The 13,702-nt window shown below is 71.6% G+C and carries 13 protein-coding genes; 9 read left to right on the top strand and 4 right to left on the bottom strand.

The window, feature by feature from the left end; translation table 11 throughout:
* Positions 1-1,263: a metallophosphoesterase gene (locus JQS43_RS00300; RefSeq protein ID WP_239677037.1), complete on the bottom strand. Its 1,263-nt coding sequence runs from the start codon at positions 1,261-1,263 to the stop codon at positions 1-3.
* Positions 1,264-1,322: 59 nt separating this feature from the next.
* Here JQS43_RS00300 and moaA point away from each other — a divergent pair, with 59 nt between their 5' ends.
* Entirely contained in the window at positions 1,323-2,387 is a 1,065-nt protein-coding gene (moaA, locus tag JQS43_RS00295; protein WP_239677036.1) for a GTP 3',8-cyclase MoaA, read from the top strand.
* A gap of 4 nt (positions 2,388-2,391) precedes the next feature.
* On the top strand, positions 2,392-2,637 hold the full coding sequence (locus JQS43_RS00290) for a MoaD/ThiS family protein (RefSeq protein ID WP_239677035.1): 246 nt from the start codon (positions 2,392-2,394) through the stop codon (positions 2,635-2,637).
* A gap of 9 nt (positions 2,638-2,646) precedes the next feature.
* Here JQS43_RS00290 and JQS43_RS00285 read toward each other — a convergent pair whose 3' ends face one another.
* Complete coding sequence (locus JQS43_RS00285; RefSeq protein WP_239677034.1) at positions 2,647-3,528, bottom strand: fructosamine kinase family protein; 882 nt, start codon at positions 3,526-3,528, stop codon at positions 2,647-2,649.
* Between the two features lie 18 nt (positions 3,529-3,546).
* On the opposite strand from JQS43_RS00285, the gene JQS43_RS00280 reads away from it, so the two are divergent.
* Both JQS43_RS00280 and JQS43_RS00275 read left to right on the top strand, forming a co-directional pair.
* Positions 3,547-4,050: a GNAT family N-acetyltransferase gene (locus JQS43_RS00280; RefSeq protein ID WP_239677033.1), complete on the top strand. Its 504-nt coding sequence runs from the start codon at positions 3,547-3,549 to the stop codon at positions 4,048-4,050.
* Between the two features lie 113 nt (positions 4,051-4,163).
* Positions 4,164-5,198 carry a DUF4192 domain-containing protein gene (locus tag JQS43_RS00275; protein ID WP_239677032.1) on the top strand — a complete coding sequence of 345 codons (1,035 nt, stop codon included), beginning with the start codon at positions 4,164-4,166 and terminating at the stop codon, positions 5,196-5,198.
* Here the strand turns inward: JQS43_RS00275 and fdhD are convergent.
* A complete protein-coding gene (fdhD, locus tag JQS43_RS00270; RefSeq protein ID WP_239677031.1) occupies positions 5,171-6,022 on the bottom strand; it encodes a formate dehydrogenase accessory sulfurtransferase FdhD in 852 nt (283 codons plus the stop codon). The two genes, JQS43_RS00275 and fdhD, sit on opposite strands and share 28 nt — an antisense overlap.
* Positions 6,023-6,116: 94 nt before the next feature.
* Between fdhD and JQS43_RS00265 the strand changes: the two genes are divergently transcribed.
* The 4 genes from JQS43_RS00265 (at position 6,117) to JQS43_RS00250 (ending at position 10,687) form a co-directional block, all read left to right on the top strand.
* The gene (locus JQS43_RS00265; protein WP_239677030.1) at positions 6,117-6,569 is read left to right on the top strand and encodes an ester cyclase; all 453 of its coding nucleotides are present in this window, start codon (positions 6,117-6,119) and stop codon (positions 6,567-6,569) included.
* Positions 6,570-6,669: 100 nt separating this feature from the next.
* Positions 6,670-8,856, top strand: coding sequence for a tetratricopeptide repeat protein (locus JQS43_RS00260; protein WP_239677029.1), 2,187 nt, complete (start codon positions 6,670-6,672; stop codon positions 8,854-8,856).
* Positions 8,843-9,487 carry a LysE family translocator gene (locus JQS43_RS00255; RefSeq protein ID WP_239677028.1) on the top strand — a complete coding sequence of 215 codons (645 nt, stop codon included), beginning with the start codon at positions 8,843-8,845 and terminating at the stop codon, positions 9,485-9,487. The genes JQS43_RS00260 and JQS43_RS00255 overlap by 14 nt, the downstream gene beginning before the upstream one ends.
* A gap of 192 nt (positions 9,488-9,679) precedes the next feature.
* Positions 9,680-10,687, top strand: coding sequence for a DMT family transporter (locus tag JQS43_RS00250; RefSeq protein ID WP_239677027.1), 1,008 nt, complete (start codon positions 9,680-9,682; stop codon positions 10,685-10,687).
* Here JQS43_RS00250 and JQS43_RS00245 read toward each other — a convergent pair.
* Entirely contained in the window at positions 10,638-11,708 is a 1,071-nt protein-coding gene (locus tag JQS43_RS00245; protein WP_239677026.1) for a PHP domain-containing protein, read from the bottom strand. The two genes, JQS43_RS00250 and JQS43_RS00245, sit on opposite strands and share 50 nt — an antisense overlap.
* Positions 11,709-11,796: 88 nt before the next feature.
* On the opposite strand from JQS43_RS00245, the gene JQS43_RS00240 reads away from it, so the two are divergent.
* Entirely contained in the window at positions 11,797-13,656 is a 1,860-nt protein-coding gene (locus JQS43_RS00240) for a M48 family metallopeptidase (RefSeq protein WP_239677025.1), read from the top strand.
* The last annotated feature ends 46 nt before the right edge of the window (positions 13,657-13,702 follow it).

Raw genomic sequence — 13,702 nt, 5'->3', positions numbered from 1 at the left:
TCAGCGGGGGTGCAGCTCCACCAGCGTGATGTCCGGGTCGGCGCCCACCCGCATCGGCGGCCCCCAGAACCCGGCCCCATTGGTGACGTAGACGAGCGTGCCGTCGACCTCGGACAGATCGGACACGACCGGCTGGTCGAGGCGTACCAGCAGATTGAACGGCACCAGCTGACCGCCGTGCGTATGCCCCGAGAGCTGCAGATCCACCCCGTACTCGGCGGCCCGGTGCACCTGCACCGGCTGGTGCGCCAGCAGCACCACCGGTCGCGACTCGTCGCGGTCGGCCAACGCCGCCCGATAGTCGGGCGGGTCGTCGAACTGCTCACCCTCCCGATCGTTCACTCCGGCCAGATCGATCGCCCCACCACGGTGGACGATCTCCAGCCGCTCATTGCGCAACACGCGCAGATTCAGCTCGTCGGCCGCCTCGATCCACTCTTCGTGCCCGGTGTAATACTCGTGGTTGCCAGTGACGAAGTACGAGCCGTACCGGCTGCGCAGCTCCCGCAGCGGCGCCGCCGACTCCGCGACCGCGCCCGCCTCGCTCGACACCATGTCACCCACCACGGTCACCAGGTCGGCGTCGAGTTCGTTCACCATCTCCACCACCCGGCGTACGAACCGCTGCCCGTACAGCGGGCCCACATGCAGGTCGGAGACGACGGCAATCCGCAGCCCCGCAGCCCGAGGATCGAGCCGCGCCAGCGGGATCTGGACCCGCTTGATCGTGGGCGGCGCATAGGCCCGGACCATCCCGTAGCCGCCCAACCCGGCCGCCGCGGCCGCCGCCGTGACCGCGGCTCCCCGCCGCAGGAACTGGCGCCGGCCCAGCCCCGGCGCCGGGCCAGCGGGGACCTCAGCCGGAGCCTCCTTCGTCGGCGCCGGCGTCGGTGCCGGTGCCGGTGCCGGTGCCTCCGTCGGCGCCGGTGCCGGCGCGGGCTGCCGAGCGGCTCGCCGCGCCGACCAGCGGCTCGCCCACAGCGCGAGTAGCACCGGCAGCTCCAGCACCAGGAGCACGATCAGCAGGTAGAACGTCAGCCCCACCCACAGGTAGCCCGGGCCCACCAGCCACCAGTCGGCCCACGGCGCCAGCGGCTCCGACAGCAACGACCCGATCATCGCCACTGCCGCGAGCAGCAGTGCGAACCCGCCGAGCCGCCGCCACCGGCGGGTCACCGCGGTGTCCCGCACCAACCGTTGCCATAGATATAAATGGATAAGTACGACGAGCCCGATCCCGATAGGGATGATCAGGAATCCCACGCCAAGCACGCTAGCGGGACTTGCTAGCGACCGGCCACTCGCGCGGCTACGGTCAAGAGATGGTGGTGACACCCGTACCCTCGGCCGGCGATTCGCCGGTAGCCCCGTCGGAGTTGACCGGCCTACCCGACCAGTACGGCCGGGTCGCCACCGACCTGCGGGTGTCGCTGACCGACCGGTGCAACCTGCGCTGCTCCTACTGCATGCCGCCGGAGGGTCTGCCCTGGTTGGCCGGCCCGGAGCTGCTCACCGACGACGAGGTGGTTCGACTGCTCACGGTCGCCGTGACCCGGCTCGGGGTGGCCGAGATCCGGTTTACCGGCGGCGAGCCGCTGCTCCGGCCCGGGCTGCCCGGCATCGTCGCGGCGGTGGCCGCGCTTACGCCGCGGCCGCAGCTGTCGCTCACCACCAACGGCATCGGGCTGGCACGCCTGGCAACACCGCTACGCGACGCCGGCCTCGACCGAGTCAACGTGTCGTTGGACACACTCGACCCGGTGCGCTTCGCTCGGTTGACCCATCGCCGCCGGCTCACCGACGTCCTCGACGGGCTGCGGGGCGCGGCGGCGGCCGGGCTCGTGCCAGTCAAGATCAACGCGGTGCTGCTCCGCGGTGAGAACGAGCAGGACGGCCCCGACCTGCTGCGGTTCGCGCTAAGACACGGCTACCAACTGCGTTTCATCGAACAGATGCCGCTGGACCCGCAGCACGGCTGGGACCGCGCCACCATGATCACCGCGGCCGAGGTGCTGGCCTCGCTCACCGCGGAGTTCACGCTGCGCCCGGACCCGGCCCACCGGGGCTCGGCTCCGGCCGAGACCTGGCTGGTCGACGGGTACACCGACGCCGACGGCCAGCCGGCCACGGTCGGCATCATCGGGTCGGTGACCCGACCGTTCTGCGGCGACTGCGACCGGACCCGGCTCACCGCCGATGGTCAGGTACGCAACTGCCTCTTCGCCCGGCAGGAGCACGACCTGCGGGACGCGCTGCGGGCCGGCGCCACCGACGCCGAGCTGGCGGAGCGCTGGCGGGCTGCGATGTGGGGCAAACTCCCGGGCCACGGCATCGACGACCAGAGCTTCCTGCAACCCGCCCGGCCGATGTCGGCGATCGGCGGATGACCCGGTGCTGACCATCCGATACTTCGCTGGCGCCCGGGCCGCCGCCGGCGTCGCCGAAGAACGGCTCCCGGTCACCCAGATCACGCTGCCCGAGCTGACCGCGGCGCTGACCGACCGGCACGGCCGGCGCCTCGGCGAGGTGCTGTCGGTCGCCAGCTTCCTGGTAGACGGGGCGGTGTGGCGGGCGCCGGAGCGGCAACTGCCGGAGACCGCCGTGGTCGAGGTGCTGCCGCCGTTCGCCGGCGGCTGACCCCGCTGGTCAGCCCCGCAGCACCGCGTCGACCGCCGCCGCGACCGCGCTCCGCCAGCCGGCGCCGAAGAGCGCCGTGTGGACCAGCAACAGATGCAGCTGATGCAGCGGCACCCGGGCCTGCCAACCAGCGGCCAACGGCCACACCTCCTGGTACGCGGCGCGGATCCGCGGCAGGTACGGCGCCCCGCCGAAGAGCGCCAACGTCGCCAGGTCGGTCTCCCGGTGGCCGCCGTGGGCGGCCGGGTCCACCAGCCACACCCGCTCCGGCGTCCACAGCAGGTTGCCGGGCCACAGATCACCGTGGATCCGGGCGGGCGGCTCCTCGCCGCCGTACTCCCCGAGCTGGTCGATCACCTGCTCCACCGCCGCGACCTCGGCGCTGCCGAGCGCCCCGTTGTCCACGCTGCGCCGCAGGTACGGCACGAGCCGCCGCTGCGCGAACCAGCTCGACCAGGGCGGCGGCGTGGGTTCGTTCGGCATCGGCAGCCGGCCGATGAACCCCGGCCACGCCGCGCCGAACGTGTCCGCGCCAGCCCGGTGTAGCTCGGCCAGCTCGCGACCGAACCGCTCGGCCGCCAGCTCGCTCGGCGGCCCCGGCTCCACCCAGGCCAACGCCAGCAGTTCGGGCAACGCCGCCACCACCTCCGGCACCGGCACCGCCCCGGCGGCCGCGAGCCAGCGCAGACCGGCGGCCTCGGTCTCGAAGAAGCCCGGCGGTCGTGGCCCCGGGCCGGCCCAGGACTTGGTGAACAGCGAGCTGCCGTCGTCGAGAGTCAGTCGGGCGGCGAGGCAGATGTCGCCGCCGGGCACCGGCGTCTCCCGGATCCGCTGATGTTTCAGCAACGTCGGCAGGTGGTCCGGATGTGCGCGAAGATAAGCGAGGTCCACGGCGGGTAGGTTAGTCGCATGAGCGTGTCGATACGTGCCTACCGGCCAGCCGACCACAACCGGTGCCGAGGGCTGTGGGCCGAGCTGACCGAGCTGCAGCGAGATCTCTACGACGAGCCGGGGCGCAACGATGCCGACCCGGGCGCCGGCTTCGAGGACTATCTGACCCGGCTGGACCTCTCCGGGATGTGGGTGGCCGAACACTCGGAGGCCGGCGTGATCGGCCTGATCGGGCTGATCCTCAGCGGCCGGGCCGGCGAGGTCTATCCGGTGGTGGTCACCGAGCCATACCGCAATCAGGGGGTGGGCACCGCGTTGCTGGCGCACGTCGCCGAGGAGGCGCGGCGCCGGTCGTTGAAGCGGCTGCTGGTGATGCCGGAGAGCCGGAATCTAGCGGCGATCAAGACGCTTCACCGGGTGGGGTACGACACCATGGCGGCGGTCCGGTTGACGATGGAGCTTTCCGGCAAGCCTTCCAATAGCGACGAAATCGTCATCCACGACCTGCCGTTCCGCTCCTGACCTGCGACTTCTCTTCCCTCACCCGAAGTCCGCCTGTGGACGGTGCGGCGGGTCGTCCACAGCGACGCATCGACCCTTACCGGGCCGCCCCAGGGTTGGCGATGCTCGATGGCATGACAGCTATGCCGCCCCTGCCGCCCGCTGAATCCGTCAACGTCAAGCTCCGCTCCCCGACCGATCTGGTGGCGATCACGCCATACCTGCTCGGCTTCCACCCCGACAAGAGCGTCGTCCTCGCCGCCTTCCGCGGCAACCGGGCGATCTTCGCCGCCCGCAGTGACCTGCCCGGCCCGGAGACCCCGCCGGCCGACCTGCTCGCCGACCACCTGCTCCAGGTCACCGTCGCGCAGGGTCCCGACCTGCTCGCCATCCTCGGCTACGGCGCGGCCGGCGAGGTCGACGGGCTACTTCGGAGCGTGTGGGCCGCCGCCGAGCAGCGCGAGCTGCCGATCGGGGAGGTGCTGCGGGTGGACGCCGGCCGGTGGTGGTCATACCTCTGCCAGGAACCCGACTGCTGCCCACCCGAGGGCACCAGGTTCGACCCGGCGGCGACCGAGGCGGCGGCGACCTGCGCATTCGCCGGTCTCGCGGTCGCCCCGGACCGGGCCGCGCTGGCGGCCACCGTGGCGCCCCCGGCCGGGGCGGCCCGCGTCGCCATCGAGCGGGCGACCGACCGGGCCGAGCGGTCCATCATGCGGTGCCTGGCGACGATTCCGGAACCCGAGTGGGCCGCCACCATTGAGGACCGCGGCGACCGGGCGATCCGCGCCGCCATCGACCGTTACGCCGACTCGGCGCGGCTCGACGACGACGAACTCGCAGAGCTCAGTGTCCTGTTGGTGTCGCTGCCAGTGCGGGACGTCGCCTGGCGGGCGATCACCACCCCGCAGCCGCACCTTCGGTTGTGGACCGACGCCACCCAGCGAGTGGTCCCGGAGTTGGCCGCCGCCCCCGCCAGCCTGTTGGGGTTCGCCGCCTGGCGGGCCGGCGACGGTGCGCTCGCCCGGTTGGCACTGGCGCGGGCGCTCACCGCCGACCCGGAGTACTCAATGGCGCAGATGCTGCTCGACGCGGTCCAGCGGGGCGTGCCGCCAGCGGTGCTCGACGACTGGCCGGTGGATCAGTCGACCCGGTCGCCGCGGGTATAGAGATTCATGGTCTCGCCGCGGAGGAAGCCCACCAGGGTCATGCCCGCCGCCCCGGCGACGCTCACCGCCAGGGTGCTGGGGGCGGAGACCGCGGCGAGCACCGGCACCCCCGCCAACCAGGCCTTCTGCGCCAACTCGAAGCTCGCCCGCCCGGAGACCAGCACCACCCGCCCCCGCAGCGGCACGGCGTCGTGCCGCAGCGCCCAGCCGATGAGTTTGTCCAGGGCATTGTGGCGGCCGACGTCTTCCCGCGCCGCGAGCAGCTCACCCGCCGGGGTGAAGAGACCGGCGGCGTGCAGGCCGCCGGTGCGCTCGAACCCCCGCTGCGCGGCGCGCAGCCGATCAGGCAGCTCCGCCAACACTTCCGCGGAGATCCGCACCGGATCGTCGCCGACCGGGTGGCGCGACCGTTGCTGGATCGCGTCGATGCTCGCCTTACCGCACACGCCACACGAGCTGGTGGTGTAGAAGTGGCGGGCGGGGTCGGTCGTCGGCGCCGGCACCTGGTCGGCGAGCACCACGTTTACCACGTTGTGGGCGTTCGGCTCCGCCGCGCCGGTGCACAGCTGCGCGCTCACCACATCGGCAGGGCTGGCCACCACCCCCTCGGTAAACAGAAACCCCAGCGCCAGGTCGAGCTCGTCGCCGGGGGTGCGCATCGTGACCGCGAGCGGGCGGGTGCCACCGGCCGGTCCTACCCGGATCTCCAGCGGCTCCTCCACCGCCAGCGCGTCCACCCTCGGCCGGTGCCGACGGCGGCCCCGCTCGGCTCCCGGGTCCACGCTGATCCTGGTCACCTGGTGCCGGCCACTCGCCTGTGCCATGGCTTCATCGTGCCAGTTGATTTCCCAGATCCGGCCCCGGCGGCCGATGACCCACTGATACTGAGGGGACGAGCTACACACTGGGGAGGTAGCCATGGGCGAGGCACGCCGAGTCATGGATCGACTGACCAGCGCAATGGTCGACGAGCACAGCATCGACTCCGCGGTCGACTGCTACGCGGAAGACGCGGTGATCATGACCCCGGACGCCGGGGAGATCCACGGGCAGGACGGGATCGGCGAATACTGGCGCACCTTTATCGAGGCGTTCCCGGACAGCCGGTACGAGCCGATCCAGAAGCACGAGCATGGCCACGTCGCCATCGACGAGGGTTGGCTCGTCGGCACCAACACGGCGCCGTTGCCGCTGCCCACCGGCGAGGTCATGCCGGCCACCGGCCGGCAGATCCGGGTCCGTTCCTGCGACATCGCCACGATCCACCATGGAAAGATCAAAGAACACCATATGTACTTTGATCAGATGGAGTTCCTGGGCCAACTCGGACTCGCGCCGCCGCCGCAACCACCGATGGAGCAGCCCTCCTAACCCGCCCGGCAAGGCTGGCCCCGGGCACTCAGCACTGGGGCCGGTGGGGCCGCCGTGACATGATGTAACGAGTCGGGTTACATCGATCGTGGAGGTGCCGGTGGCAGCGGGCAGCGGGGCCGGCACCGGTGCCCGGTTTCGCGACCGGCTTTCCCGGCCGGTGGTCGCCGTCCCGCTCGCCACCGGGCTGGGCGCCTTCGCGGTCGCGGTCGGGTCCCTGCTCGCCGACCAGCCGGTGCTGGCCAGCGCGCTGGCCGCCGCCGGCACCGGCCTCACCGCCTGGGCCGCAGTCCGCGGCAGCATCCGCGCCCAACAACCAGTCGACGCGGCAATGTCGTCAGTCAGCGACGGCCCGATGTGGCGGCTGCCGCACCGGTTGCAGCTATTCACTGGACGCGCCACCGACCTCGCCAAACTCACCACCACCCTGGCCAGTGGTCGCCGGCCTGACCTGGTGGCCCTGACCGGCATGGGCGGGGTGGGCAAAACCTCGCTGGCGCTCGAGTACGCCCACCGCCGTGCCCCGGAGACCTCCCTGACCGCCTGGATCCCGGCGACCGACCGGGCGAGTGTGGTGACCGCGCTGGCGGCGCTCGGCGGCGAACTCGGGGTGGCCGCGGACGACCCAGAGGCCGCCGCCCGAGCGACCCTTGACCAGCTGGTCCATCGGGAACCCTGGCTGTTGGTGTATGACGACGCCACGCCGCCGGCCGTCGCCGACCTGCTACCCACCACCGGCGACGGCGAGGTGGTGCTGACCAGCCGGCGCGAAGACTGGTCGAGCTGGGCACAACTGCAGCCGGTGGCGCCCTTCCTGGGCCCCGACGCGGTGCGGCTGCTGCTCGATCGCTCCGGCGACGCCTCACCGAACGCCGCCGGCCACGCCGCGGCGCTCGCCGCCATGCTCGGTCACCTGCCGCTCGCGGTCGACCTCGCGGGTGGCTACTGCCGTCGATACCGGATCACCCTGGCCGCGTACATCTCGCTGTGGCGGGAGAGGGGGTTGTCCATGATGCCCACCGACGAGAGTCAGGTCCTCGGCCCGAACGAAGTGGCGACCCGGCTCAGCTCCGACCGGCTCGCCCGCGGCGACCTGGCCGCGGTGCAACTGCTGCGCCTGCTATCAGTGTTGGCCCCCGGGCAGCTGCCGCAGGAGGTGCTCACCGCCGATCCGTCCGAGCTGCCCGAGCCGCTGGCCACCGCGGCCACCGAGCCGACCACCTGGCACGCGCTGCTGACCCGCGTCGCCGACGCCGGGCTGATCCGGGTCCAGCCGGGGCGGCTCTGGGTCCACCATCTGGTCCAGGAGGTGCAGCGCGACGCGATCCGGCGGGGCGCACCGGTCCATCGGCGGCTGCTGCGGTGGCGCCGCGACCCGACCGCCAGGTGGCCGTTGGCGCGCTGGGCGACGCTGGCGGTCCGTTTGATCACCGCGCAGTTCCCGGAGGAGCGACACCGGGTGGAGCTGTGGCAGCGCTGCAGCGAGCTGCGCCCGCACGCCGAGGCGCTGCTGGCTGACGGCAGCAAGTGGGGGGTGGCGCAGCTGGACACCGCCCGGCTGGCGTACCGGGTGGCGACCTACCGGTACGACACCGGCGATGGCGACGCCGCGGCGGAGTTGCTCACCGGGGTGCTCGGGGACTACCGGGCGGTGCTCGGCGACGAGCATCCGGACACCCACCGCTGCCTGAACAACCTGGCGCTGGTGGAGCATGGTCGGGGTGGTTTCGACACCGCCAGCGCGCTGCTCACGGCGGTGCTCGACACCTACCGCCGGAGCCTCGGCGAGGACCACCCCGACTCCCTGGGGGCGATGAACAACCTGGCCCTGGTCCGGCACGACCAGGGTGACCTCGACCGGGCCGGCGAGCTTTACGCGCAGGTGCTCACCGCCCGGCGTCGGGTGCTCGGCGACGATCATCCCGACACGATCGCTTCGGTCAACAACCTGGGCACCCTCCGCCGCGCCCAGGGCGACCTGGACGCCGCCGCCACCCTCCACACCCAGGCCCTCGATGCCTTCCGCCGCACCCTCGGCGACGACCATCCCGACACCGCCCGCGCCTTGAGCAACCTGGGCACCCTCCGCCGCGCCCAGGGCGACCTGGACGCCGCCGCCACCCTCCACACCCAGGCCCTCGATGCCTTCCGCCGGATCCTCGGCGACGGCCACCCGCACACGGTCACCGCCACTAACAACCTGGTCGAGGTGCTGACCGAACAGGGCGACGACTCCACCGCGCACCGGCTCCGACAGCGGCTATCTTTGCCCGATGCCAACCCCTGAGGCGCTGTTCGCCTTCGTCGTCGCCGCGGTGCTACTGATTGTCGTGCCCGGCCCGTCGGTGCTGTTCGTGATCGGCCGGGCGCTCGCCTACGGTCGCCGGGTGGCGATCGGGACCGTAGCCGGCAGCGCCGCGGGCGCGGCCGTGCTCGCGGTGGCGGTCGCCGTGGGGCTCGGCGCGCTGATCCAGGCCTCCGCGACGGCCTTCACCGCGATGAAGCTGATCGGGGCCGCATACCTGATCTACCTCGGGGTCCGGGCACTGCGACACCGGCGTTCACTTCGCGAAGCGTTTACCCAGCCGGACACCGCACCGCCGCTGTCGGGCCGCCGCAGCTTGGTGGAGGGTTTCTTGGTGGGGGTGAGCAACCCGAAGACCGCGGTCTTCTTCGTGGCGGTACTGCCGCACTTCATCGACCGGTCCGCCGGGCATCCGACCCTGCAGATGCTGCTGCTCGCGGCGATCTTCACCGCGATCGCGTTCGTCTCCGACTCCGGTTGGGGGGTAGTGGCGAGCGGCGCCCGGAGCTGGTTCGTTCGGTCCCCCCGCCGGCTGGAGTTCGCCGCCGGCGGCGCTGGTCTGACGATGATCGGGCTCGGCGTCTCGGTCGCCGCCACCGGCCATCGGAGCTGACCCGAGGGTACGGCGCTCTTGGTGGGTTGAGTGGTGATCCACTAGGGTCACAGAGCTGGGCAAAACTGGCAAGTCGGGCGCCACTCAACCCACCAAGCGGAGTGATGGCGGGCCACCAACCGGGCGGGCCACCAACCGGTGTGAGGGCGAAATCTCCTCGTCATTGTCGGGGGCGGCGGGCAGAGTGTCCGCGTGACCACCACCTCTCCCCGGCCACCAGCCACCGTCTCCCGTTCCTACCTGATCCCCGGATTCCTGGTGCTCGCCGCGGTCTGGGGCAGCAGCTTCCTATTCATCAAGGTGGCGGTCGGTGAGCTGCACCCGCTCTACGTCACGCTCGGTCGGGTCGCGCTGGGCGCCGCCTCACTGCTGCTGATCCTGCTGGTGCTGCGCACCCGGTTGCCCGGCGACCTGCGGCTATGGGGCCACCTGGCGGTGCTCGGCACGATCGGGGTGGCGATCCCGTTCACCCTCTTCGGCTACGGCGAGCAGCACATCCCGTCGGCGCTGGCGGGGATCTGGAACGCCACCACACCGCTGGTGGCGCTACCCATGGCGGCGCTGGTCTTCCGCACCGAGTCCATCACCGCCCGTAAAGTGACCGGCATCGCTGTCGGTTTCGTCGGCGTACTGGTGGTGCTCGGAGTGTGGCAGGGCGTCGCCGGCGCCTCGCTGGTCGGCCAACTCCAGTGCCTGGGGGCAGCGGCCTGCTACGGGATCGCGGTCCCTTACATGAAACGGTTCGTCGCCGACTACCCGGTCTCCGGGCTGGTGCTCGTCGCCGGCCAGATGATCTGCGCGACGGCGCTGCTCACGGTGGTGGCCCCGCTCGCGGCCGGCGCCCCGCCGGCACCGCACACGCTCTCCGCCGAGGTGATCGGCAGCATGCTGGCGCTGGGCGTCCTCGGCACCGGGCTGGTCTTCCTCATCCACATGCGCAACATTCGACTGGTGGGGGCGAGCGCCGCCGCGCTGGTGACCTACCTGATCCCGATCTTCGCGGTCGCCGCCGGCGTGGTCGTGCTCGGCGAGCAGCTCAGCTGGTACCAACCGGTCGGTGCGCTGATCGTGCTCGCCGGGGTGACGATCAGTCAACGCCTGCCGGTGCGCTGGTCGAGGGCGCCCGGCCCGGCCGTGGCACCACCGGTGATCAATGTGTCGCCGCCCACCCCAGCAGCTGATCAGCCGGCCAGGAGTTGACGACCCGGTCGGCGGGGACACCGCACCGCACCGCTCGCTCGCAGCCGAACCGGAGCCAGTCCAGCTGACCAGGTGCGTGCGCGTCGGTGTCGATCGAGAACCGGCAGCCGGCCTCCAGCGCCTGCCGCAACAGCCGCTTCGGCGGGTCCAGCCGGTCCGGCCGACAGTTGATCTCCACGGCCTTGTCGTGCGCGACACAAGCGGCGAAGATCTCGGCCGTGTCGAAGTCGCTCGGCGGGCGGGTCCGGCCCGCCCGGTGGCCACGGTCGCCCTCACCGGCGAGCCCTACCGCCGCCGCCGACACTTTCCGGCCGGTGCAATGGCCGAGGATGTCGAGGTGCGGGTTCTCGATCGCCCGCAGCATCCGGCGGGTCAGCTTCGCCGCGTCGTCCCGCAGCCCGCTGTGGACCGAGCCGACCACCACATCCAGTTCGGCGAGCAGCTCGGGCTCCTGGTCCAGCGTGCCGTCCGGAAGGATGTCGACCTCGATCCCGGTGAGCAGCCGGAACCCGGCCGGCAGCGACTCATTTATCGCGGCCACGTGCGCCAGCTGCTGCCGCAGCTTCGCCGCCGGCAACCCGCGGGCCACGGTCAAGCTGGGTGAGTGATCGGTGAGTACGAGGTATTCGTGGCCCAGCTCGACCGCGGCCAGCGCCATCTCCACCACCGGCGAGCCACCGTCCGACCAATCGGAGTGGCTGTGACAATCCCCCCGCAGGGCCGACCGCAGGGCTGCGGTGGCCTCATCCAGATCGGTCCCGGCGGTGTCGAGCAGCCGACGGAGATACACCGGCTCCTCGCCCGCCAACGACTCGGCCACGCAACGGGCAGTCACCTGCCCCACCCCGGCGAGCTTCGTGAGCGTCCCGGCGGCCGCCCGGTCAGCGATCTCGTCGGCCGGCAGCTCGGCCAGCACCGCCGCGGCGGACCGGAACGCCCGCACCCGGTGGCTGCCTTCGTTGGCTCGCTCCAGCAGGAACGCGATGCGACGAAGATCTGCGAGCGGATCACGGCTGGTCACCCTGCCAGCGTACTGGCGGGGGTGGGGTTGGATCGGCTTGCCACAATGCCGGCACACCCGCATTGGGACCTGGGAGAAGAGCATAATGATGACGACCGCACGCGCGGCGCTATCGGTAGCGCTGTTATTGGGGTTCTACCTCTATGCCTTAGGCGTGGTGGCGGTTCTCGCCATGCTCGCGGTTTGGCTGTTCACGCAAGGCAACGTCAACTATCTGCTCGGCGTCGTGATCGGGCTGACCCTGCTCCTCGCTGGCTCGGTGGCATACGCCACCTGGAAAGTCATGCGCGCCAAGCAGACCCCGTTCGGGTTGCCGGTGCCGGAGCCGCGCGCCCCGGCGCTGTGGGGGCTGGTACGCGAGCTCGCGGCGAGCGTCGGCACCCGGCCCCCGGACGAGATCCGGCTGGTCGCCGAGGTAAACGCGGCGGTGAGCGAGGACAGCCGCTGGCTCGGGCTAATCTCCGGCCGCCGCTACCTGTATATCGGAGCGCCGCTGCTGCAGACGTTCACGGTGGCGCAGCTGCGCTCGGTGCTCGCCCACGAACTCGGCCACTACTCGCATCAGCATGTCCGGCTCGGCGCCGCAGTCCACCGCGGCCGTCACGTCATCAGCCACACGCTCGGCCAGCTGCCGGACCGGGCGATAGCGGCCCGCTGGCTACTACTTCCCTACGCGTACCTGTATTTTCTGGTCTCTGCCGCGGTCGGCCGGGCCCAGGAGATCGAAGCTGACCGGGCGTCGGTCCGGCTCGCCGGCCGGGACGCGGCGATCAGCGCGATGCGGGAGCTGGGCCCACTCGCTACCGCCTGGGACTTCTACCTTGAGAATTACGTAGCGCCCGGGCTCGACACCGGCTACGCCCCGACCGGGGTGCTCTCGTACTTCCCCACCTTGCTCGCCGCCCGCGCCGACACTATGAACCAGCTGCGCGCCCAGCCGCCGGCAGCACAACAGTCCCGATGGGACTCCCACCCCAGCGACGCCGAACGGATCGGGCTGATGCTGCGGGAACCGGAGAGTCCGATGCCGACCGATCCACGGCCAGCGGGGATCCTGATCCCGCAGCTGGACGCCGCCGCCCACGAGCTAGAGGAGCTGACCTTCTCCTTCGGAGAACGCACCCGGCTTCCCTACGAGCACTACACCGCCGCCACCGCGCAGGCCGAACGGCAACGCCACGCCGACGAGCTGTACCGAGCGGTGACCCGGATGACCGGCGCCCCCAGTTCGCTCGCGGTCGTCCTGGACCTGCTCGCCGCCGGACACCTACAGCCGCTGGCGGCGACGCTGCTGCCGGGCTCGGTGCTCGCCGATCCGAACGCCGCTACCGAGGCGGTCGCCGACTCGGTGGCGAGCGCCATCGCCGCGGCGTTGGTCCGATCCGGCGCGGCGCGCTGGCAGCACTCCTGGTCAGCCGGGCCGGCCCTGGTCGGGGTGACCGGGGAACCAATCGACCAGTGGCAGCTCGCGGTGGCGGCGGTCAACGGCGACGCGGCGAAGGTACGGCAGGAGTTGGCGAGCCGGGGCGTCGACCCCACCACGATCCGGGCAGCACAGACCACCGTCCCGGTGGACCGCGCCAGCGCGTACGCGGGAATCACCAACGCGGTGATCGACGGCTCCCGGCGCGACCTGATCATCACCAGCGCCGGGCTGATCATCGTCCCCACCCTGTCGTCGTGGCGGCAGGGCCAGCTCCAGCAGCGGATGCGCCAGCTGCTCACCGGGTCGACCGTGGCGGAGCTGGTCGCGATGCCAGGCCACCAGTTCGTGCCGTACGAGGAGATCACCAGCGCGGCGATGGTCAAGAAGTTGCCGGCTACCTTTGAGTACGTCACCATCGCTGGTCGGCGGTTGACCATCCGGGGCGGCCGCCGCTCCGAAGAGGTCGGTGACGGCTGGGAGTCGCTCGGTGAGGTTACCGGGACGCTCGCCGGTCCGCAGTGACGTTGTAAGCAGTGGCGTTGTAAGCAGTGACGCGGTGACCGGGAGA

Origin of the sequence: Natronosporangium hydrolyticum (assembly GCF_016925615.1) — a bacterium.
GTDB classification, from domain to species: Bacteria; Actinomycetota; Actinomycetes; order Mycobacteriales; family Micromonosporaceae; genus Natronosporangium; species Natronosporangium hydrolyticum.
This window is presented reverse-complemented; position numbering and strand designations above follow the sequence as displayed.